Source organism: Bowmanella denitrificans (assembly GCF_039522935.1).
GTDB lineage: Bacteria > Pseudomonadota > Gammaproteobacteria > Enterobacterales > Alteromonadaceae > Bowmanella > Bowmanella denitrificans.
Map to the genome: position 1 here is coordinate 291,980 of NZ_BAAAEI010000023.1, position 21,248 is coordinate 313,227.

Here is a 21,248-nt window from a genome sequence, read left to right on the forward strand (position 1 = left end):
ATTAATCGAATTCTGACGGGGGAGTTTTTAACTTTCCCATTGGACCTATGTATTGGCTTGCGATTACCACATTGTCGTAATACATATCAAAACGAGTTGAAGGTCGAGAAGTACCGCCAAAGTAAAAATTCATCCAGACTTTTTCTATTTTAAGGGCTTCGGTACTACGAAAATTTAACGAGGTGTTTTGGTAAACCCGAATACCATTGACCCAGGCAATAAGCTGTCCATCACTGACGCCAGGGGTATTTAGTTTGATGAATTGTTCAATGCAGTGCCATTTGCCAGGTTGCAATGTGGATGCTTGATGGCCCCAGGGTATTGTGTATCCATATTTACGGTTGTCACTTACATCGTATAGGTAACTGCCAATAGGCACATGGTTGGCCAAGTGATTGGTATCAACCACTGAAGCAAAAAAGGTACCCCGAGCAGACCAGCCATTAAAGCCGTCGTTACGACGTCCTCCCCAGCCGGCTCGGTTATATGTACCACTGAAGCCTGGCAACTTTCCACCACCGCTAACAAACGCATTATCTTCAATATATAAATAATATCTGAGATATGCCTCTTCAGGTTCACTACCAAGGTGGCTGGCAAACTTGTATTCTGCATTGTGCGCAAGGTTTTTATTCGGGGTAAATCTGGCCAGAATCGCTCGTTGTTGAGACAAGGCTTTGTTTTCCACCGCATCGAGTTGAACATAATCAACTTCATCTTGATAGCTCCAGGGCGTGGTCAACATTCCCAGCTTGTGTTGTATTAATGGCAATATCTCCAGTTTGTCAAACTGATCTGCATAAAATACTGCGGGATGAGAGCCTATTCCTTGATCTTGGTAAAAGCGTCTGGCAAAGCCATTTTCGATTGGCTCGTTCTGGTCTTGCGTATCAAACTGCACTGCAACAACAGAAGTGTCTCCATGTTGTCTTTGGGTAAGCTGTAAATTGAGTTGGGCTGCATCAGCCTTCTGCTCTAAAGGCACCTCCGGCGGTAAAACAAACCTGATTATGCCAATCTTCTCATTGCCGACTATGATGTGGTCCATTGTGCCAGTTGGTCTTCTTATTGAGGGGGCCACAAAGGTATCTAAATCAGCAGGGACAAAGAACTGCTTGTCTCCAAATCTAAGTTGCAACAATGGGCCTTGTGCAAATGACTTGTTCTTACTGACAATTTTGAACTCTCCTGTACCGGATGGGCTGAACAGAGCCAGAAGAATTAGCCTTTGGGGTTTTAAGTTTTTAAGCTCAATGAACAAAGGGCGTGCACGATCTTGATCCCGGACCGTCATCGTCTCAGTTGAATTCGAGGCCTGTTGCTGCAACCAGGTGTGAAGATCCTGGCCTGGCCAACTGTTCAGCGCTGATTCGCTTGTAAATCGATATGTAGCTGACTCGTCAAAACTTAGAACGCTGGCTTGAGGTTGGTTTATGCAGAGCAATAGTAAAAAAGTCAGTATTCGTGCTAACGTGCTGAACCGGATCCTAATCTCACTGTTAGTTAAGTTCTGACCCATTAACTGAACCTGTACTCAAATGTTTCGAAATAAAAAAAGTCAATTTGTAGCTTGGTGTCTAGCTACCCTGTTTACTGTCTGTTCAGTGTTATTGGTTATTCATTCGATTCCCCAACAATGGAGTAATGCTGAAACCAGAGTATCAGCGCAAGAGATGAAAATAAACCTGTTGGACACAGCCCCCCGAATCATCTGGCAGGACAACGCGTCAATTACACGTAGGGAATACCGGGACTATTTCGGCCATGAAGCGGACTACTGTGTGAAAATTGACATGGCATCTCAGTTAGCATGCATCTCATTGCAACCCACTGCGTCCAATATCCAGTCAGCTTGTCTGCTGGCCAAACAGATAGAAACGACTCCGCCCAAGGTGTCAGGTGGAGTACACGACGCCTGGCTGCTGGCAATGCTTTACGACCAGTTGAAAGCGACTCCAAACTATTGTGACTCATTACTGGGGGTGAAGCACACTCTTCTTGCGTCACTTTCACAGTACATTCGATTACTGGAGCAGGATGGGGCTTCGTTATGGCATAGCCGACTTACACTGGCAAGCCACGCCTTTCTGATAGCGGTGGCAACAGGTGAGCCCAATATGCCGTTGCACAATGCAGCCCTTAAGCACTTTAACGAGGCTTTAGCTGCGATGGAAATGACTGAAGGGTGGCCAAACGGGTTTAGTTACTGGATCAACAATCGTGCCCTGATTTTTTTTATGGCCGCCGCCGCCTATATAAATGGTACGGATGCGCCCAGGAAATCTGAGGTCCTGGCTTTGCTGGAGCGCATCGGATTGTGGCAAATTTATATGACCCGGCCAGATCACCGGATTGCAGCAATCGGTGATGAAGGTCCACGCACTGATCTCAAAGACGAATCATCAAAGGTCATTGATTTACTGGCAAAACTCACGAAAAACATGGTATTTGTTGATTACAGTAAATACCTGCGCAATCTTCACGGTGCCCAGTCTTACTATAGAGGTCACAGATGGTTGTTCCCCCTAGTCTACGACGCAAGTTTGTACGAGTCTTCTGAAACACCATCAGATTTATCGTTTCTGAATGGAGTACTGCCGCACACGGAAGTGTTTGGGAGAGGATACTATAATCAGGTTGTGATGCGCTCCGGATGGTCCGCGGATTCCCTTTTTTTGCAGATACGTGGCGGCGGATTGTTTAGCCATCATCAACATTATGATGCAGGACATTTCACGCTTTTTAATCGGAATCCTGTTGCACTTGATGGGGCGGTATATACCAATAACTACTATAAAGATAGCAGACTGAACTATTCCATTCGCAGTGTGGCGAAAAACACTATTTTATTACCTCTGGCTGGTGAAACTGTTCGTCCAAATCGCTTCTTCACTGAGAACGTCAATTTGGGTGGTCAGAATATCCTTTTTCCGACAGGTAGTGCTATTCGCTCGGTCTCACATTGGCACAACCTTTCAGAGAAGAAGCCCGCCCTGTTGGGCGCAAAATTAAAGCGGATGCGCGCACAGGATAGCCATTTTTCAGTAGCCGAGTTTGACCTTGCCCAATCCTACAACCGACCTGATATGCGTAAAGTCGTCGTCCTGACCAGAATGGCTATCTTATTGCCAACAGAGAAGGTTGTTGTAATTCATGATCAGGCTAGTGGTTTGTTAGAGGGAATTGTTCCGAAGTTTATACTGCATACCAGCGCGAAACCGTTGCTTTCAGAGCCGAAAGTACTGAGTGGAAATCAGCAGCATGGCATTTCTACCTTTGTCCATGGTGCAACCATTGAATTTGACAATCAGAAATGGAAGCTGCGCCATCTAACCTCTGAGTTCATCAGTGGAACAGTGTTTTCTGGTCAGCATTATCGCTACTCGGTGGCAAATTATGTTTCACCAGATAACTTGAGATTTGATAACCAGAGTGATGGAGCTCAAATTAAATCATGGTTTGATAATCCTAGCTATCGCCTCGAGATGAATATCAAGTTTGACCAAGCAGGGCAGTTTAACCATATGGTGATGTTCGATCTGCGTGACGGTAACGAGGAGTTTGAGCAATACAATACGTCTGATGGGCAGAAACTGGTAAATTTGAAAAATCATGTGTTGATATTTAGTGGCAAGAGAGACGTTGTTCAGTTGCCAGCAGCATACCAAGGAAAGTCCATTTTGGTGGTCGCTGATGAGGAGGTGGATGCTATTACAGTGAATATTGAAGATAAAAAGAAAAACTTCCCCCTGATTAACGGAATAGGTTATTTTCAACTGCCAATTGAGCAAGACTAAAGAAGACCAACTTTGGGAGATTGTATTGGCTTATCAGGGCATTTCCTTTACTCTATCTTTTACAATAGCTTGTTCCGAACAACAATAACTATATCGAGATTAAACGTGTTACAAGGGCATTTTATACAAGCCAGATCTGGACAACTGTTCGTTACCCAATTTGGTCAGGCTTCCGTGGACAACAGGATCTTGTTTCTTCCATCTTTGTTTGAAGAGATGAATCTTTCCCGTGCTATCGTAGCAAAACAAGCTCAATACTTGGCGCTGTATGGATACGCTGTATATTGCCTGGACTATTTCGGTACAGGTGACAGCGAAGGCGATTTGGCTGAGACTAATGCGGAAACTATGATCAAGGATGTTTGTGATACTGTGGGTTGGCTTGCTGACAATGGCGCCCGGCAAATTTCGCTTTGGGGATTGAGAATGGGAGGGATGATCGGTTTAGCGGGCTGCCAGGACGTTAAAGCGATTTTGCCTGTCAGCAAGATTGTCTTGTGGAAACCCGTTACTAACGCCAGACAATTTATGACGCAATTTTTACGTCTCAAGCAAGCCAGCATGATGATGCAAGGTGCCCCTAAGAGGGATTGGCGTCAGGAAATATTGAATGGTGAACTGGTTGAGGTGGCTGGATACCCGCTAACTGCTACGCTGTTATCATCAATTGATTCCATGGTATTTCCTTTAACCAATCAATCTTTGCCAAAAGTAGTCTGGATGGAAGTGGCAAGTACTTCTATTTTGCCTGCGATATCCCTTGCCACATCAGACTGGAATCAGGACAAATTGGTATTGCGACATTTTCCGGGTACAGCATTCTGGCAGGTCCCTGAATTGTTCCAACAGGCTCATCTTCACCAGCCCATGCTTGCATTGCTGGAGGAACCATAATGCAGGAATCTGCGGTCGTTTTTCCAGTAGGACAAACAGAGTTAATAGGCGTATTGAATAAACCTATGGCCCTCAAAAGTGTTGCTGTACTGATTATTGTGGGGGGGCCTCAATATAGGGGGGGCAGTCACAGGCAGTTTGTTCAACTAGCAAGGGCATTGGGAGACGCAGGGATATGTTCTCTGCGTTTTGATTACAGTGGCATGGGGGACAGTTTTGGGCATAAAAAGGCATTTGACAGTATCAACGAAGATATTGCCGCTGCCTGTGACTGTTTGCGTCAAAAATCGGGGGTGGATCAGGTCGTCATCTGGGGTCTTTGTGACGCCGCTTCGGCTGCGCTGATGTACGCGTCAACTGACCCCAGTGTGGTAGGAATGGTGCTGCTCAATCCTTGGTTGCGCACTGGTACAACAACCGGCAAGACAATGCTTAAGTATTATTATGTGCAACGGGTGTTATCCAAAGACTTCTGGCGCAAACTGGTGATGGGTAAGGTAAAGCTTACAAAGAGTATCAATGAAGCTAAACAGTTCGCCCAGGATAGTTTGAAAAATACTGAACAATCCGAAACAGATTACCAGCATCGTATGCTGGTTGGCGCGAAAAAGTATAATGGCAAAGTTTGCTTAATTATCAGTGGAAAAGACCTCACCGCTCAGGAATTTATGCAGCAGGCAAACTCTGACAAGGAATGGAAACGTTTTGTCACAGCTAAATGCCAGGTACACAAGTTGGCAGAGGCTGATCATACTTTCTCTTCTGCACAGTCAAAAAAGCAAGTAGAACAGCTCACAGTTGATTTTATCAACCTTGTTGCATTACAAAGACAATGCTCACCGATGTAAATCGTAAGGTCGTGCGAAACAAGGAATCGAACCGTGCTGTTTAATTCATTTGAATTCATTTTTGTTTTTTTACCCCTTACTCTATGCGCTTATATTTATTGTGCTCGTCGTTGGGGAAATGAAGCTGCTATTGGTATTCTGGTATTGGCTTCACTGTTTTTTTACAGTTACTGGAATCCAGCCTATCTGCCACTGTTGCTTTTTTCCATGTTGTTCAATTTTTTTGTTGGTCGATATTTGGGGGTTAATAAAAATAAGGTCGTTTTAACTTTAGGTGTTATAACTAACTTAGGGGTTCTGGGATACTACAAATATGCGGGCTTTTTCATGGCTAACATGAATGCCGTTTTCAACAATCAATGGGATCTTGGATTAATCATATTGCCACTGGCAATTTCATTCTTCACCTTTCAGCAGATTGCATACTTAGTTGACTCTTATCAAGGCATAACCAAAGAATACAGCTTTCTACATTATTCATTATTTGTCTCCTTTTTCCCTCAACTCATTGCTGGCCCTATTGTTCATCATAAAGAGATGTTACCTCAGTTTGAGAGTTCAAAACCTTATCAAATAGATGTCAATAATCTGATTGTTGGACTGTCTATTTTCTCAATAGGGCTTTTCAAAAAAACAGTCTTAGCAGATGGTATTGCAGTATACGCTAATCCAGTCTTTAGCGCTGCAGACACAGGTCAAATGCTGGACTTCTTTTATGCTTGGAGCGGAGTGCTTGCATACACGCTGCAGTTATATTTTGATTTCAGTGGTTATTCTGATATGGCCATTGGACTGGCTAGGATATTTGGTATTGTGTTGCCGCTGAACTTCTATTCTCCTTATAAAGCCTGCAATATTTCTGAGTTCTGGCGACGTTGGCATATGACCTTGTCCCGCTTTCTTAGGGATTATGTGTATATTCCTATGGGGGGAAATCGTAAGGGACCTGGCAGACGCTATGTAAATCTGGTAACAACTATGTTGCTTGGCGGGCTTTGGCATGGGGCTGGGTGGAACTTTGTTATATGGGGTGCATTACATGGCGCCTATCTGACCATTCATCAGTTATGGGTTAGTTTCCTTACCCTGATGGGTTTTAAATGCAGCCAGACTGTGCCTTATAAGGTGTTTTTCTGGTTGGTGACCTTTGTGGCAGTGGTGGTTGGCTGGGTATTTTTTCGGGCAACGACCCTAGAAGGGGCGCTTCGTCTGGTGGAGGCGATGGTCGGTTTACAAGGGATAAGCCTTCCAAATGCATTATACGCTCGTATGGGAGAGTTTGGCTCAACCTTGCAGTTGTTGGGTATTGAGTCAAATGCTCGTGGTGGGGTTGATTTTGTACTAGTTTGGTTGTGGATCGCCGCTCTGCTACCCGTGGTATTAATGCTGCCTAATACTCAAGATTTGTTTAGTAGGGTGAAAGGGTCATTGTCCAACTTAGACCATGAACGCAAGGATGCCCTCTGGCCTTTGTTCAAATTGACCGGCCAGTTGGTCTGGAAAGAATCCCGCTTATGGGCATGCCTGTGTGCTGTTGCTTTAGGATTGGGCTTGCTGACTCTCACACAAGTCAGCGAATTCTTGTATTTTCAGTTTTAAGGGGGAAAGGTGAAATATTTAACATTTTTCATCAGCACCTTGACGCTATTGCTTGCTTGCGTGGCTTTATTCAATTGGTTTGTCGATCCATATGGCATGTACTGGTCCCCAGTTGTAGATGGTGTAAATGCCCGTAAAACAGAAGCTTTTGAGCGGGTACATGTATCAAAACCCTATCGAGTTTCTCAGGTCAGACCACAGGTGTTATTAGTTGGTAACTCACGGATCGAAATGGGGCTAAAGGCTGAATCTTCACTTTTTAATGGAAAGCGAGTGTTCAATTTAGGTATGCCTGGTATTGGCCTAGAGCGACAATTTGGAGAAGCCCTTAAACAAATCGAAGAAAATACCCAGCTGGAATCGATTATTTTTAGTCTGGATTATCTGGATTTTTTATACACCCGAGAGGATTTTGAGAGGCCGGGGCAGGAATTTATTTGGCAAAACTTGCTGCAACCCAGGGGGATGCAGCAACGTGCAAGAGATGTAAGCAGTCTGTTGCTCTCTCTTGATACACTGTTTAGCAGCATTAAAACCATGGCTAAGCAACATGTGACTAGCAGTCATATCAGTGCTTATGGCAGCCATTATGCGGACTCATATATAAACATTATGCAATCCGAAGGGATTAAGCCTTTGTTCAGTCAGAAACTTAAGCAGATTGCACAAAGCTTGCAAAGCAAAAGATATGTGTCACATCTCGGCCAGGTGGAAAAGAATCCCGGTCTGAAAATGTTTGCTACCTTTCTCGAGAAAACCCGCCTGGCAGATATAGAAGTCACTTTCTTTATTAGTCCCTACCACTACACCTACTTGCACATGCTCAACAAGCACAATCATTGGCAGAGTTTTTTGCAATGGAAAATGGCACTGGTCTCAACAATCGAGCCCTATAAAGATGGTCATGCCAGCCTTTGGGATTTCAGTGGTTTCAGTTCATATACAATGGAACCGGTGGATTTTACCCAGCCTCGGAAACTGATGAAATGGTATTGGGAGCCAGCCCATTACCGCAGTGAATTGGGAGAGGTGATGCTGAAAGCACTAACTAAGTCAACGAGCTCAAGCGACTTTGCCCGGAAAATGGAGCAAAGTACGGTGCGAGATATTATTATCTTGGACCAAAAAGCACTATTGCAATCTGCCGCCGCCTGGCAAGCATTCAGCACGCAAATCGACGGTGACTAATTCAAACTTACAGCAGGATTTCACTCACATGTGGATGTCCCAGAAAATCCTGTGGGCTGGCAGTAGGACCATAGGCACCAGATTGAAAGACAACCAGCCAATCCCCTTCTTGGGGGTCTCTAAGGTGCACTTTATCTGCCAGTGTATCGAGGGGCGTACATAGAGGGCCGACGGCCATGACTTGTTTTACTTGTAGGCGGTCGTTCATCTTGTTGCCGATTGCAACCGGATAATTTTTGCGGATTACTTGACCAAAGTTACCTGAATTAGATAGATGATGATGTAATCCGCCATTGGTTATCAAATATGTTTGTCCGCGAGACTCCTTGATATCGGTAATTTGGCAGGCATAGACGCCAGCTTCTGCAACCAGATAACGGCCCAATTCGATGATTAATTCCAATTTTGCCAGCTCAGGATATTGACTTAGTAACCGGGTCAGATTTTCACCAATAGGTGCTAGATCCAAGCGTCTCTCACCTGGGAAGTAGGGAATACCAAAGCCACCACCAATATTTATGGTGCTGGTTGTGGCTGGAGTTGCGCTGACCAATTTTTGTGCCAGGGCAAAGGTATTATTGTGAGCATCAATGATGGCATCTTGCTTAAGATTTTGTGACCCCCAAAAAATATGAAATCCTCGAAACTGGAAATCGTCGTAGTTTAACTCAGGTAACATTTGCAACAGATGTTCCTCGTCTATGCCAAACTGTTTAGGCCCACCACCCATTTTCATTCCTGATGCCTTAAGTTCAAAGGCCGGGTTGACACGAAAAGCGATGATGGGTTTGCGCCCGATTTCTTTGCCGTATTGTAATGCACGAGCCATTTCGCGCTCTGACTCGACATGCAGGGTTACGCCAGCAACAATGGCGGCGCGCAGTTCGTTTTCTTGCTTGCTCGGACCGGCAAAGCTTATGTCTTGAGCTGGCATGCCTGATTGTAAGGCCAGCAGCATTTCTTTTTGTGACGCGACATCAAAACCTTCAACCCAGTTTCGCATGGTATGAATTAAGGCCGGATAAGGGTTGGCTTTGATGGCGTAGTGCAATTTAATCTGGGCAGGTATGGCGGCGTGGACTTTTTCGATTTGCGCTTTTACAACCTGTTGGTCGTAGGCATAAAAAACGCGTTTCCCGAGCATGTCAGCAATCTCATTCAGGGTGAATCCGCCGAGTAGTAGTTGTCCATCGCGCGTGGCAAACTGAACCATTGGGGCATGAACGGGTATACTCTTATTCATTGCCATACTTCTCCTTCATTTCTTTACTCAACAGGCTGCGGTCAACCTTTCCATTTGGGTTACGAGGCAGGTTTTCACGGATCTCAAAATATTTAGGATGCATAAAATTAGGCAGGCTCTTTTTACACTTGTTTAGAATCGTATGTTGGTCTGGTACCAGACCTTCTTTAACGACAGCCAGCACCGCGATTGCTTGACCTAATTCAACATCAGGTACGCCGGTGGCGACAACCTCAGCAAGCTCTTCGGCCCCCTGATAAAACGCTTCCTCTATTTCCATTGGGCTGACGCGATTGCCCGATGTTTTAATCATTTCATCTGTACGTCCAACAAAGTAAAGATAGCCATCGCAGTCTTTTTTCACTGTATCGCCGGACCACACAGCAATCTCGGTCAGCACCAACCCATCCCGTTTGCCTGGGACAGGCTTAAAACGCTCGGCGGTTTTGGTTGGATCATTCCAATAGCCCAAACTTACATGGGGTCCGCGATGCACTAGCTCTCCTGGCTCACCTGGCTCACACTCACTACCGTCCTGCCTGACCACCATGATTTCGGCATTCGGGATTGCTTTACCCATTGAACCAAGACGTTCATCCACCATGTCTGGTGGTAAGTAGGTGCTGCGAAATGCTTCAGTTAAGCCATACATCAAATACGGAGCGGCTTGTGGGAAAGTATCTCTAATCCGCCTCAACGTGACAGCTGGCATGGCGCCACCAGAGTTAGTGTAATACCGCAACTGCTGAGTTGCTTGCTCAGGCCATTTGGCCTTCATCAACTGTTGCCACAACGGTGGAACCGCTGCCAGGCCTGTGACCTGGTGCAACTGAACTGTCTTGACAACGTCGTTAGCCAGAAAATAATCCATTAACACGCATGTAGCACCCACAAGAAAGCTCGTGGTTAACTGACTTAGGCCGTAATCAAAACTAAGTGGTAACAATGCGAGAATGACATCTTTGTCGGTATTCTCCAAATAGCTGGCAACACTGTGAGCCCCTGCAATTAAATTGCGATGTGACAGCATTACTCCTTTGGGGCGACCTGTGCTGCCAGAGGTGTAGAGGATTGCCGCAAGATCGTTGTCTGTCTTGGAAATGCTAGGCACTGAACTTCGCGTCATGTCATTAAACAGACTGGCTGGAAGCGAGGTTACATCTGAGTCGGGTAATTTGTCTACTAGGATAATATGCTCAATAGAGGGGCACTGTTCAAGCACAGAAGACAACATTTTCAGTCTGTCTCTACTGGTCACCAGTATTTTAACTTTACAGTCATTTAATATGTGCATGACCTGGGGGGCTTTGAGCACGAAATTGACAGGAACAAATACGCCGTTGGCCCTGCTGATAGCGAATAGACTAACGATTGTTTCCATTTGCTTGGGTAAAAAAACAGCAACCCTGTCGCCACGTCGCACCCCCAGGGCAACCAATCCCTGAGCAACATCGGAAACCCAATTATCTAAAGCAAGATAATTCAATGACGTCTGTTTGTGGATGAGTGCTGTATTGTCTGGGAAAATCCTTGCGGTGTGAGACACCAGTTGGTCAAAAAACATTAGCATGCCTAGATCAAACTCTTTTTGTGCAGTTTCTACAACGTCGAATGTGGAATTGTGCCGCAATTCCTTGCGTGCAAAGACAATTGTCTCAAGCATCCAATAGTGAACATTCGCCCTCTTATTGTCCATCAAAATATGGCAAGTCCGCAAAGTGACAGACTATCAGGCATTTTTACAATCTGTTTTATTAACCTTTTTCACTATCCCTAAGTGAGTGATTGAATTGGTTGAATATCTTCACAGAAAGGTGATTTTCTTGAGTTGGGCAATGGGCTATCATTGGGCAAGCTGCAATTGCCGCGACGCGCAATCGTTTAATTAAACAGCCTTAATTGCTCGTTACAATGGGCCGCAACAACATGGATATCACTGGGATATATATGACTGATATAAGATTGGAACGGGATATATGCGTGCTCCGCGATAATGCATTTGTGGCAAAGTGGCAGACGCTGATGAGCCTGTGTGAGTGGGCCACACCATTTCAGTCACCTCAGTATATCCTGACCTGGTTTAACCATTATCAGGACTTTTCCCCGCTTGCGCTGATACAAGAAGATGAACAGGGACAATTGAGCGCTTTGCTGGTTATGGCCCGTCACCATATAAGTGGGCGCCTTGTCGTTGCTGGGGATCATCAGGCTGAGTACCAATGCTGGATATGTCGAAAGGAACATCAAGATGTATTCATTTCATTGGCACTGCAAAAGCTATTGGAAAATCAGCCGCTCATTGCGCCGCTGCGTATTCGCTACATACCATCTAGGGTTCCCCTTGATTGTGTTAAAACAGGAGCGTTGCAGGATGTGGTAGAGTTTGTTACCCACAAGCGTCCATTGTTGAAAATTGATAGCGAAGAAATTGAAAATTCTTTCCGCAAGAAAAGTAATAAAAGTCGTTTCAATCGATTGAAAAAGCATGGAGAATTGAGCTTCAAACTATTGCATACCAGAACAGAGTTAGAACAATATCTAGATGCAATAATTGCCCAGTACGACCTTAGGCAAGGAGCTAATAATAATTCGTTTCCATTTTTAGAGGATTCAGCAAAAAAGGCCTTTCACCTCGATCTGTTCGAATCCTATCCCAATATGTTTCATAACACTGTCACTCTAATTGATAACGTACCTATCGCTGCGCATATAGGCGTGGTTGGTCGGGACCAGATTCATCTGGCGATATTGGCTCATTCTCCGTTTTTTGCAGATCATTCGCCAGGCAAGCTACATATCATGCAACTTAGCCGGGACTTTGCTGAGAACAATATTGCTTGTCTCGATTTGACGCCAGGTGGTGACCTGTGGAAAGAGCGTTTTGCCAACGATCATGATCAGGTTACTGAGATAAGAATCTATCCCTCCAAGGCTACTCGTGATGCTGCAAATGCTAAGCAGATTAGATTAAACAGAATGAAATCTTTAGCAGGTAATGTTGGGATCTCGCCGAGCACAGTCAGAGTTGTGCTGAGCACAATGAAGAAACTCACACCCCGACAGCTTTTCACCCGGTTAGGTAATATGCTGCCCAGAACGGTGGAGATGCGTTTTTACCGGCATACCCCAGAGTCTGCAGCAAGAGTTGCTGAAAAATCTGACGTGGCGGTTAACAAATTGGCTGACATGCTCACATACCGTTCGGGGCAAGGATTACCAGACCTTTGCCAATTCAGTTCTCAATGTCTTAACCGATTTGAACAAGGTGAAGTCAGCTACTCGATCCGTATTGATGGTGTTTTGGCACACTGTGGCTGGATGATAAAATACCAGAAAGAAAGCTTGGTTTCTGAAATCGGCGCTTCATACTGCTTCCCAGACAATTCTGCTGTATTGTATGACTTTTGTTCTGATCCCGAAGTACGGGGGAAAGGTTTATATCAAAAAACCATTAAACACATGCTAGCAGACACAGAACGCTTGGCTGATGCCAAGTACGTTTACATTTCTGTTAGAGCAGATAATAAGGTTTCACGCCATGTTATTGAGAAGCTAGGTTTCGAATACCAGGAATCACTGTTCAGGTTTTCCTGCCTGGGATTTGAACGTCATTGGAGAAAATGATCATGTATGGAAATTTTTCTCCTGGTGGCCGTCTGTAACTAGCCGTCTCAGGTTTCCGATTCCCCGGCGCAGTAGCTCATTGAACCCCATTATCTCAGCTTCAAACTCCAGTTGTGATACTCGGGCGCTGTCCAAAATCCTGTTCCAGGCGTAACGCGGTGTATCAATGTCAACCAGACCACTCTTGCATGTAGTTGCTGTCCTGATATTCAGAGACTGCAAAGATGCCCAGTGTGCATGTTGCCATTCACCACTGGGATAACAGAAATGTGTCATATCATAGTCAAGTATGGTTGACAGGCACTGTTTGTTTTTTTCAATTTCATAGCGGGCACCACTTTCTTCTGTCGGAAAGCGGTGTCGGTGGGTGTGAAGTTGAATATCAATTCCAGCCTGGCGACAAGCTTCAAGTTCGCGTTCATCAATCAGGTTTAACAGACGACGATGATTAATGTCTTCAAAGTCAACCTGCAGTAATCGTCCAAGTTGGGACAAAAGTTCAAGACGCTTTTGATTGCATGCTAATTGTTGACCATGGGTGCAGATAAGTTCGATAAAGTGTCTTTGTCTATCGCCGGGTGTCTCTGGATTTATATCAGAGACCAATGGAATATCTAGCTCACTTAGAGCAACCTGGTCGCGTTTGCTTTTCCAGAACAAATATCTAACGGCCAGCGTAAAGACTGGTGACGACTTATTGTAATAGTAGGTGGTCAGATAAAGCGTGGATGGCATTTGCAACTTTGTTAAAATCGGTCGTGCCACGGCATAGACACTGTAGAATCCATCATCAATGGTAATTACTACACAATTTTTGGCAATTTCACCTTTCTCATAGCTTTTCCATAGTTGATCCAACGTTATTACGTTAAAGCCTTTGTCTTTTAAATAGGTTAGTCGCTGTTCGAACACTTCTTGACGAATGAACAACCCTGGTACGTATTGGCATTCGTCGTCGAGTTCGAATCCGTGATAACACAAAATTCGTGCTTTGTTGTGAGTTAGGGCGCGTGAAAGGTGGAATATACCCAGATTTTTGCATATCCAGTAAAGAGCCAGCTTTAGACGATACTTCACTAAATCCCCTTGTTATGATGTGATTCTACCCGACAAACTAGAAAAATCTTGCACCACATGGCCTCAGAACAGTTTCCTAATGTTTAAGTTAATGAAACAATTGATGCTCGTCTGTGGGGGGTAGTCTTCTCAGTATAAGATTAGGTTAAATAATACAGGTAGTTACAGGATGAATACAGCAGCACTGGTTAAAGATATTTTGGTTGATGTTTTGCAACTTTCCAGCGACATGGAGTTTGATGATGAAACGCCACTTTTAGGGGCCATTCCGGAATTTGACTCCATGGCAGTCGTCAGCGTTATTACATCTATAGAAGAAACCTTTGGAATTGAGGTGGAGGATGATGAAATCAGTGCAGAGGTATTCGAGAATTACAAGGCCCTGGTTAGTTTTGTTGAAGGGAAAGTTTAAAGTAAGCCACTTATTAGAATGAGGGAACACCTTGAAATATAAAAATATATTATTGGTTTTCGGCACTCGTCCTGAAGCCATAAAAATGGCCCCGCTGGTGTTGGCGCTGAAGAAGCAAGAAGAGTTACAGGTCAAAGTCTGTGTAACGGCCCAGCACAGGCAAATGCTCGATCAGGTACTGGCGTTATTTGGTCTTGAACCAGACTATGACCTGGATTTAATGCAGCCGGGCCAGGACCTCTACGATATTACCAGTCGCGCCTTGCTGGGCCTTAAATCGGTGTTGCAGCAAGCTAAACCAGACCTGGTGCTGGTGCATGGTGATACCACCACTACATTTTCTGCTTCACTAGCCGCCTTTTACCAACGCATTCCGGTAGGACATGTGGAAGCCGGCCTGCGTACCGGCGATATATACAGTCCCTGGCCCGAAGAAATTAATCGCAAGCTTACTGGCGCATTGACCACACTGCATTTTGCCCCCACTCCAGGCTCCAGAGCCAATCTGCTGGCTGAAAATGTTGCCGAGCAGAATATTCATGTTACCGGCAATACCGTGATTGATGCGCTGTTGCAAGTGGTGAAAAAGATTGAATCCGATACTGCGCTTAGTCAAAACTTTGCTGATCAATTTGGTTTTCTGGATGCCAGTAAAAAACTTATTCTGGTCACAGGTCATCGCCGTGAAAGCTTTGGCGGTGGCTTTGAGCGCATTTGCCAGGCATTAAAAGTGCTGGCTGACCGTGACGATGTGCAGATTTGCTATCCTGTGCATTTGAATCCTAACGTTAAAGAGCCGGTCGAACGTATTTTAGGCGGGGCTAAACATGTACACCTGATTGCTCCTCAGGATTACTTACCTTTTGTTTATTTAATGAGCCGGGCGCATCTGATTCTTACTGACTCTGGTGGCATTCAGGAAGAGGCGCCTTCTTTGGGCAAGCCGGTGCTGGTGATGCGTGATACCACAGAACGCCCTGAAGCGGTGGAAGCTGGTACGGTTAAACTGGTTGGCACAGATGACAAGCTTATCGTTGCGGAAGTGACAAAACTTCTGGACGATATGGCAGCGTATAATCAAATGAGTGTGGCTCACAATCCCTATGGGGACGGCAAAGCCTGTGAACGCATAGCTAATATCATATTAGGATAATCAAAAATGGCATTTAAGAAAGTATCAGTGGTGGGACTGGGCTATATAGGTTTACCAACCGCAGCAGTGATTGCTTCCCGGGGCATTGAAGTTATTGGTATTGATGTCTCGCAAAAAGCTGTGGAAACCATTAATCAGGGTAAGGTTCATATCGTGGAACCTGATTTGGATATGGTGGTGCAAGCTGCGGTGACGATGGGCAAATTGCGTGCATCCATGACCCCCGAACCCGCAGATGCCTTTATGATTGCCGTACCCACGCCCTTTAAGGAAGGTCATCAGCCGGATCTTTCCTATATCGAAGCTGCCGCTAAGGCCATTGCGCCAGTGCTGGAAAAGGGCAACCTGGTGATCCTGGAGTCTACCTCTCCGGTTGGTGCCACAGAGAAGTTGGCTGCATGGCTACAGGAACAGCGTCCAGACTTACATTTCCCTGGTGCCTCTACTGCTGAACCCAATATGTATGTTGCCCACTGCCCGGAGCGTGTGCTGCCGGGAAGAGTGCTGGAAGAACTGGTATCCAATGACAGAATCATTGGTGGCATGACTAATAAATGCTGTGAAAAAGCCACAGAACTGTATAAAACCTTCGTCCGCGGCGAGTGTATTTCCACCAATGCCCGCACGGCTGAAATGGCCAAGCTGACCGAGAACTCTTTCCGCGATGTGAATATTGCTTTTGCTAATGAACTTTCCATCATTTGTGACAAGTTAAAAATCAATGTGTGGGAATTGATTGCGCTGGCCAATCGTCACCCAAGGGTCAATATTCTCAGTCCTGGACCAGGGGTTGGCGGGCATTGTATCGCAGTGGATCCCTGGTTTATTGTGGATTCAGCCCCGCAAGAAGCGCGGATTATCCGTACCGCGCGGGAAATTAATGACCATAAACCTGAATATGTGATTGACAAGGTTAAAGCCGCAGCTGATCAATTTAAGCGCCCCGTAGTGGCGTGTTTAGGTTTGGCATTTAAGGCGGACATTGATGATTTACGTGAAAGCCCGGCGCTGGATATTACCTGTGAATTGGCTAAAGCCAATATTGGCCAGATCCTGGCCGTAGAGCCGAATATTCATGAATTGCCCGCCAAGCTGCAGGGGCAGGGCGTGGAACTGGTCAATTTACAGCAGGCGCTCGAAATAGCCAACGTTCTGGTGGTGTTGGTGGATCACAAACCATTCAAAGTCCTACATTCCAGTGATATCAATACCAAGGTTGTGGTGGATACCCGAGGAATATTCAGTAGATAAAGTTGGCCAAATTGCCATAACTGCCAAACTGTCATTCTACCCGGGGATAACCAAAGCATCACGCTGTTATCCCCTATCCGGGTTGCCGTTCATTCATCATTGCCTTTTTACCTTTTCAGATATTGCGCTGATGGACAGTGAATTCTATTTACGACAAGATGGACTAAAATTGCCCTGCATTGGCACAGCAAAGTCATTCAATCTCAGGAAAATGTCAGATGGATAACCAAATGAAAGTGATAAAGAAAACCTTAGTGGCAGTAATGATCATGTCATTCCTATCAGGTTGTTCCCAAAAAACACCTGAAGAGTCTCTGAATGATGCACAGGCTTTTATCGCCGCTGGGGATAAAAGCGCAGCTGTTATTGAATTGAAAAATGCCATCCGTCAGTCGCCAACGAATGCTCAACTGCGTATGTCTCTGGCACGAATTTATATTTCTCTAAGCGAATTTGACAGTGCAGAAAAGGAATTGAAAAGAGCTGCAGAACAAGAATATCAGGGAGAGGATCTGATCCCATTGCTTCTGCAAGTGAAAGCTCAGTTAAAGCAAAGCGAAGAGGCCTCAGAGTATGCCCAACAACTGATAGCACGCGAGCAATCCAATGAAGATACTCAGTATGGCTTGTTTTTAGTGGCTAAGAGTTTCATTGAAAAAGGATTGCCCAAACGGATAGCACCTTTTTCCGAGTATTTGGATAAAACCGCTGCCGGTTCTATTTACAATACGCTGCTAAAGGGGTGGCTGGCTTACAGTGAAGAGCGTTATGAAGAAGCAAAACAACTAGCAAGCAGTGTGTTAGAGGTTCGGAATGAACAAGTTGATGCACTGGAGCTCAGTGGGCTGTTGAGCGAAAATACTGGAGCAGCTAAGGACGCTATAAACATATACCAACGCCTTGTCGAGCTTCGGCCTACCAATCCTGATTTCGCGTTGCATCTTGCGCACAATTTGATTCTTGACGATCAGCCTGAACGAGCAGAGTCCTATTTATTATCTCTGCTTAAGGTCAATCGAATGGATCCTGTTTCCAATATGTTGATGTCAACCATCAAGTTTGAAAGGCAGGACTATGAAGGTGCCAAGACAATGGCAGAGTTGGCTTTGTCCGCTAATCCAAACTTAAAAAGAGCACGTTTAGTTGCTGGATTAAGCGCCTTCAGATTGGAAGCTTATGAGCAATCTTATAATCATCTTGTAAAAATTTATGAGGAACTCCCGAAAGCGCATCAGGCTCGACGCACTCTGCAGGTATTGCGCTTGCAGTTGGGATATATTGATGAACTTGCACAGCAGTTGGAAAAGGCTGACGAGTTTGAACCGGAACTCTATACTGCCACCGCTTTCGAATTGGTCCGATTGGGAGATATTGAGCAGGCACGGGCGATATCAGAAAAGCTTGCTGATAGCGATAATTTATCAGCCAATACGCTTTCCCAAAGAGGTATTCTAAAGCTTTCCCTGAATGACCAATCGGGATTCGACGATCTTGAGAAAGCCGTAAAAGACAATCCCGAACAAGAACAATTCCGTTATCTGCTGGTATCTGAGTATATTGGTGCCGAGCGGTATGAAGATGCATTTAAAGCCGTTGAACAGTGGCTTAGTGTGAATGACATCAGCGATATGGCTTATTTTTTAAAGGGGATTGCACTGATACGTAAGGGCAGTATTGAAGAATCGACACTAGCCTTTGAAAAAGCCGTTGAACTGAACCCGCAGAACATCGGCGCGCTCATTAATTTAGCGCTGCAAAATGTTGTTAAGAAAGAGTATCAGACTGCATCCGATTACTTTGGGCGAGTATTGTTGGTGCGACCCGACTATTACATCGGGATTATGCATTTACACCGCATAGCAGAAACGACAAACGATCTGTTACTGGCCCGTAAGCCTCTTGAAGCGGCGTTGGAAAAGCACCCAGATAGTCTACAACTCATCCTCGGGCTGGCAAGGATATTAGACACATTCGGAGAGTCTATACAAGTTGCCAAACTGTTGAACAAACTGTCACCCGAGCAAAAGAAGCATCCTGGATATTTAAGTTTGATGGGGGGAATTCAGTTAAAAGAGGGCCAGTATAAATCGGCGGAGGAGAGCTATCGGAAGTTGATTGAAGTGGCCAAGCAAATCCCTGCTTCGTACAAGCGCCTGATTACAGTGTATGAGATGCAGCGGGATTTTGATTCTGCCCTGGATATTGCGAACAAAGGTGCCGCTATTTTTCCGGAGGATTTATTCTTTGTGCAGCTCCAAGCTTATTTCATGACACTCAAAGGGCGTTATGAAGAAGCCGAGTTACTGGTCAGGAAGCTGGATAGCGAGAATATTTACAGTGATTCTGCAGACAAAGCGCGTGCCAGGATTGCCGCAAATAAAGGCCAATCTGATGTGGAAATCGAACATTACTACCGGATTTATGCGCGTACGCCCAATCCAGTAAACGCCGTTAATGTAGCTAGTCGATTGGCGGCAAATCAGCAGCATGCGGAAGCTGAAAAATTACTCAGAGACTACCATCAGCGTTACAGCGTAAATACATTTACCCTTGCATATTTGGGCGAAGTTCAACTGACATCTAATCCACGCCAAGCGGTGGCAACCTATATCCAACTTCTTAAGGAAAAGCCAGTTAATGTGGCTTACCTAAACAATCTGGCACAGGCATATCTTGCAGTCAGTGAACCCGAGAGGGCATTGGAATATGCGTTGCAAGCCCTTGCCAGTAATAATCAGATCCCACAGGTAAAAGATACTCTAGGCTGGGCATATTTTAAAAACGGGAACCTAACCGAGTCATTGAAATTTCTGGAACTGGCCCATCGCGACTCGGACAGTATTGAAGTTGCCTTACATTACGCCACGGTGCTTAAGGCCAATCATAATATGGAAAAGGCAGAGGCTGTGTTGAATAAACTGAACCCAAAAACTGATGGAGAGCGGCAGCAGATAGAGAAAATTCGAGCCCAGTGATACGTCAGCTTTTTTTACATTTTAATTTTTCACAAACAGCGTGAGTTTTTAATGTTTTGAAAAATAAGTGTTTTTAATGGTTGGCCCATTGTTTGCTATGTTAAGTTTGGAATATCAAGGACGGAAGCTGGCAAGCTTTCAAAGTGCAACCCGTTTGCTGTTGACGTTGAGGTAACAAAATGAACGCGGGAAAAATTTTCTCTAGAACAACAATTGCCGCAGGTTTGCTGGCATTCTCTGGTCTTGCTTCTGCAAGCACTATCACTTTTAACGATACTGGTCTTGGGGGCGACAATGTCTTCTCCTTCGATAGTATCAGTCTGTTGTCTTACAACGCCCAGGTAACTCTTCAGGATACTGACGGTGACGGCACTTTGCTGGGCCCAGGCAACTTTGTTGAAATTGGTTTAACTGGTGCAGTAAGTTTCAATACTGAGTCTGGCACCACTCAGTCGCCTATCGACCCTACTATCACAGGTCTGAATACTGAATATCAGTTATTCTTTGACCTCACTGTGACAGGAACGGCAGCCTTTGCTCTCGGTCTGAGCCCATTTGGTGCCCCACAATTGGCGGGTCTGATTAATTTCAATAATATTGGTAGCAGCATTGATCTTTATTACGACACTGATACTGCTGCGGGCATGCAGGGTTCGGCGACACTGATTAGTACAGGTGGCTTAAAGGGTAACAACGGTTGTAGTGTTGTCAGCAACAGTACTGTTGCAGCTGGTGACGTCCTCGGCTCTTGTTTGTTGGGAAGTGAATTTCAGCCGATCAGTGGCGTGTTTTTTGACGAAATGGGTCGAGATTTGAACAGCTTAATTGGTTTAGTGCCACTGGCATTAGACTTTGACATTAACGTTGACAGATTCTTCCCTGCGCTGGAATTTGTTTTCCCTGGCGGAGCAGGCTCAAGCCAAACCTTCACTATTCAGCATGATGGTTCTGTAAAGATTGTGGTACCTGAACCGGCATCGATTGCTATTCTTGGCCTTGGTCTTTTTGGCCTGGGAATGGCCCGTCGCCGCAAGTGAAGTTTGGGACTATTTGCTGGGTAGCCTGGCAAATTAGTTGATTGTTATAAAACCCCGCAACTGCGGGGTTTTTGTTCTCAGGACGCTTAAGTGGCCTTTGCTTTACCGACAAATCAGTTGAGAGTAAAGAGATGGTAAAATCTACTTCTA

The 21,248-nt window shown here is 45.2% G+C and carries 15 protein-coding genes; 11 read left to right on the top strand and 4 right to left on the bottom strand.

The annotated features are described in order from the left end of the window. Position 1: 1 nt before the first annotated feature. Complete coding sequence (locus tag ABD028_RS18895; RefSeq protein ID WP_343847019.1) at positions 2-1,327, bottom strand: polysaccharide lyase; 1,326 nt, start codon at positions 1,325-1,327, stop codon at positions 2-4. 211 nt (positions 1,328-1,538) lie between these two features. Between ABD028_RS18895 and ABD028_RS18900 the strand changes: the two genes are divergently transcribed. From ABD028_RS18900 to ABD028_RS18920, 5 genes are all read left to right on the top strand, one after another. Next, complete coding sequence (locus tag ABD028_RS18900; RefSeq protein WP_343847020.1) at positions 1,539-3,797, top strand: heparinase II/III family protein; 2,259 nt, start codon at positions 1,539-1,541, stop codon at positions 3,795-3,797. A 105-nt stretch (positions 3,798-3,902) separates the two neighbouring features. Beyond that, positions 3,903-4,691: a serine aminopeptidase domain-containing protein gene (locus tag ABD028_RS18905; RefSeq protein WP_343847021.1), complete on the top strand. Its 789-nt coding sequence runs from the start codon at positions 3,903-3,905 to the stop codon at positions 4,689-4,691. Beyond that, positions 4,691-5,539, top strand: coding sequence for a hydrolase 1, exosortase A system-associated (locus tag ABD028_RS18910; protein ID WP_343847022.1), 849 nt, complete (start codon positions 4,691-4,693; stop codon positions 5,537-5,539). Before ABD028_RS18905 ends, ABD028_RS18910 begins: the two co-directional genes overlap by 1 nt. Positions 5,540-5,572: 33 nt before the next feature. Beyond that, a complete protein-coding gene (locus tag ABD028_RS18915) occupies positions 5,573-7,138 on the top strand; it encodes an MBOAT family O-acyltransferase (RefSeq protein ID WP_343847023.1) in 1,566 nt (521 codons plus the stop codon). 9 nt (positions 7,139-7,147) lie between these two features. Beyond that, positions 7,148-8,326, top strand: a complete 1,179-nt coding sequence (locus tag ABD028_RS18920; RefSeq protein ID WP_343847024.1) for a hypothetical protein — start codon at positions 7,148-7,150, stop codon at positions 8,324-8,326. A gap of 7 nt (positions 8,327-8,333) precedes the next feature. Here ABD028_RS18920 and ABD028_RS18925 read toward each other — a convergent pair whose 3' ends face one another. Together ABD028_RS18925 and ABD028_RS18930 are read right to left on the bottom strand one after the other, a co-directional pair. Then, positions 8,334-9,575, bottom strand: coding sequence for a pyridoxal-dependent decarboxylase, exosortase A system-associated (locus tag ABD028_RS18925; RefSeq protein WP_343847025.1), 1,242 nt, complete (start codon positions 9,573-9,575; stop codon positions 8,334-8,336). After that, on the bottom strand, positions 9,562-11,265 hold the full coding sequence (locus tag ABD028_RS18930) for an acyl-CoA ligase (AMP-forming), exosortase A system-associated (protein WP_343847160.1): 1,704 nt from the start codon (positions 11,263-11,265) through the stop codon (positions 9,562-9,564). Before ABD028_RS18930 ends, ABD028_RS18925 begins: the two co-directional genes overlap by 14 nt. Before the next feature lie 251 nt (positions 11,266-11,516). On the opposite strand from ABD028_RS18930, the gene ABD028_RS18935 reads away from it, so the two are divergent. Continuing rightward, the gene (locus tag ABD028_RS18935; RefSeq protein WP_343847026.1) at positions 11,517-13,193 is read left to right on the top strand and encodes a GNAT family N-acetyltransferase; all 1,677 of its coding nucleotides are present in this window, start codon (positions 11,517-11,519) and stop codon (positions 13,191-13,193) included. Here ABD028_RS18935 and ABD028_RS18940 read toward each other — a convergent pair whose 3' ends face one another. Further along, the gene (locus ABD028_RS18940; protein WP_343847027.1) at positions 13,194-14,270 is read right to left on the bottom strand and encodes a polysaccharide deacetylase family protein; all 1,077 of its coding nucleotides are present in this window, start codon (positions 14,268-14,270) and stop codon (positions 13,194-13,196) included. 169 nt (positions 14,271-14,439) lie between these two features. On the opposite strand from ABD028_RS18940, the gene ABD028_RS18945 reads away from it, so the two are divergent. The 5 genes from ABD028_RS18945 to pepA all read left to right on the top strand — a co-directional run bounded on the left by ABD028_RS18945 (position 14,440) and on the right by pepA (position 21,098). Then, on the top strand, positions 14,440-14,682 hold the full coding sequence (locus ABD028_RS18945; RefSeq protein WP_343847028.1) for an acyl carrier protein: 243 nt from the start codon (positions 14,440-14,442) through the stop codon (positions 14,680-14,682). Positions 14,683-14,713: 31 nt separating this feature from the next. Beyond that, a complete protein-coding gene (wecB, locus tag ABD028_RS18950; RefSeq protein WP_343847029.1) occupies positions 14,714-15,835 on the top strand; it encodes a non-hydrolyzing UDP-N-acetylglucosamine 2-epimerase in 1,122 nt (373 codons plus the stop codon). Positions 15,836-15,841: 6 nt separating this feature from the next. Continuing rightward, entirely contained in the window at positions 15,842-17,086 is a 1,245-nt protein-coding gene (gene wecC, locus ABD028_RS18955; protein ID WP_343847030.1) for a UDP-N-acetyl-D-mannosamine dehydrogenase, read from the top strand. Positions 17,087-17,304: 218 nt separating this feature from the next. Then, positions 17,305-20,061, top strand: coding sequence for an XrtA/PEP-CTERM system TPR-repeat protein PrsT (gene prsT, locus ABD028_RS18960; protein WP_343847031.1), 2,757 nt, complete (start codon positions 17,305-17,307; stop codon positions 20,059-20,061). Between the two features lie 179 nt (positions 20,062-20,240). Next, positions 20,241-21,098 carry a flocculation-associated PEP-CTERM protein PepA gene (pepA, locus tag ABD028_RS18965; RefSeq protein ID WP_343847032.1) on the top strand — a complete coding sequence of 286 codons (858 nt, stop codon included), beginning with the start codon at positions 20,241-20,243 and terminating at the stop codon, positions 21,096-21,098. Positions 21,099-21,248: the final 150 nt, after the last annotated feature.